At 48.3% G+C, this 565-nt stretch carries 1 rRNA gene; it reads left to right on the top strand.

What is annotated here, in order from left to right:
- The first annotated feature begins 208 nt into the window (after nucleotides 1-208).
- Nucleotides 209-327 (top strand): 5S ribosomal RNA (rrf, locus tag ACGLHT_RS30045).
- Nucleotides 328-565: the final 238 nt, after the last annotated feature.

Raw genomic sequence — 565 nt, 5'->3', positions numbered from 1 at the left:
TCACTGTTACAGCCTGTTAAAAGCCTGCAATCATCTTATAAGCGCATGTACACAAATAGCCTGAGAAACAACAATTCCTATGAAAGTAATGTTAAAGTATAGCATGTGTTTGATGGCTGAGACACCATTATCCGCCACTCAGATGGTGAGAGGAACTGTCAGTGGTGTCACAGCATCTTTAAATGGGCTTTCTGCTGGCTGTTTCCTCGCTTACGGCCACACCACCCTGAACACGCCCGATCTCGTCTGATCTCGGAAGCTAAGCAGGGTCGGGCCTGGTTAGTACTTGGATGGGAGACCGCCTGGGAATACCAGGTGCTGTAAGCTTTTTCCTCTCAGCTGTCACCAGAGGAGGGCGCTGTTGCTCCATCACCGCACACAGGGCGTTGAGAAACAAAGCTGCAATCATTCCAGCTGTGTGTGTATGCAGGGCAGAGAGGTGGCAATGAGACGCCTCACTTTCCAAGTAGTTTTGAGGGTTCCTGTGTTCACTGTTACAGCCTGTTAAAAGCCTGCAATCATCTTATAAGCGCATGTACACAAATAGCCTGAGAAACAACAATTC

The organism is Pseudomonas sp. PsB (assembly GCF_043658375.1).
GTDB lineage: Bacteria > Pseudomonadota > Gammaproteobacteria > Pseudomonadales > Pseudomonadaceae > Aquipseudomonas > Aquipseudomonas putida_Z.
This window is presented reverse-complemented; position numbering and strand designations above follow the sequence as displayed.